General features: G+C 27.2%; 1 protein-coding gene. It reads right to left on the bottom strand.

Translation table 11 applies throughout. The features are described 5' to 3' along the window. Positions 1-81 precede the first annotated feature (81 nt). On the bottom strand, positions 82-1,038 hold the full coding sequence (locus ABZ319_RS40440) for an ISL3 family transposase (protein ID WP_354991883.1): 957 nt from the start codon (positions 1,036-1,038) through the stop codon (positions 82-84). Positions 1,039-1,265: the final 227 nt, after the last annotated feature.

Here is a 1,265-nt window from a genome sequence, read left to right as displayed (position 1 = left end):
TACTTTTCTTGCTCCACAGTAATATTTTTGATATAATCTAAGAACATGAAAATACTGTAGAAAGCGAGGTTAGTATGGATTTTAAGATATATAATTTAATACATCTCCTCTAGTTACTAATTTACCAAAACTCCTATTGTAAAAATACTTTTCATAATCAATCTTATCCTCATCAGCTAATACTAATCTCCAAAAGTTCTTTAGTATGGTGTAATTTCTACCTTCTTTTCCTTTTTTGCCTCTATAGATATTCATCAGTCTTACTCTTTCTTTATTTAACTCTCTATTTATATTTTGAATGATATGAAATCTATCAATTATTATACGGGCATTTGGGAAGTGTTTTTTTATTATATCCATATATGGTGGGTATATATCTATACAGATTGTTTTAACCTTGTTTTTTGTTTTTCTTTTAAATCTAAGGAAGTAATTATTTAGGATATATTTTGTTCTACCTTCTACTATATCTATAAAATCATGTGTTTTGGCATCCAGAAATACAAAGCTCATTGAATGTTTACTATCTTTTGTTGATTTTATTTCATCAAAGCATAAGTGTTGCGGGAGGCTTTTATAACAATTTACTTCTACTTGTTTTCTACAAGATTTTAGTATTCTTATTGTTGTATTTTCTGATACGTTATGTTCTTTAGATATTTGTTTAAATGATAATGTAGCTGTTAAAGCTTTTAAGATTGATAGTTTTACATTTTGAGAGATGTGACAATGTTTAAGTACAAGAGATGTTCTAGCTACAAACTTTTTATTGCATTGTTTACATTTAAATCTTTGTTTTTTTAGAGTTAATCGTGAGGGTATACCTGATAGTTTCAGTAGGTTTATTGTAGTAGGTTCATTAAATCCATTTTTTACTACTTTATTACTATTACAGCATTCGCATTTTGTTGGTTTATATGATAGAACACCTTTGAATATAAAGTGTGTTTGTCCTTTTATTTTTTCTTTTTTGAAGGTAGGATCTATTATTATATTTTTATCTTTTATTTGTAGTAATTCTGTGATACAATTATTCATGACAAATATCCTTTCTTAGTATTTAGGCTCACTTTATATTTTATTGGATATTTGTCTTTTTGTATATAGAATTAAAATCCGGAGCATGGTTTCTTTCCATGCCCCGGATTTATTATACAGCAAAATTATAGTGTATTTTTATTATTATATTAAAGTTCTATTATTTATGTTTTATGCAGAAGCTCCACTTGTTGCATCTGCTGCTGGTGCTACTGGTGCAGCTCCAT

Origin of the sequence: Nocardia sp. NPDC005978 (assembly GCF_040614455.1) — a bacterium.
In the GTDB taxonomy this organism is placed as follows: domain Bacteria; phylum Actinomycetota; class Actinomycetes; order Mycobacteriales; family Mycobacteriaceae; genus Nocardia.
This window is presented reverse-complemented; position numbering and strand designations above follow the sequence as displayed.

Coding starts and splice junctions, on each gene's coding strand:
- ABZ319_RS40440 (WP_354991883.1), bottom strand. CDS start 1,038: ATGAATAATTGTATCACAGAATTACTACAAATAAAAGATAAAAATATA.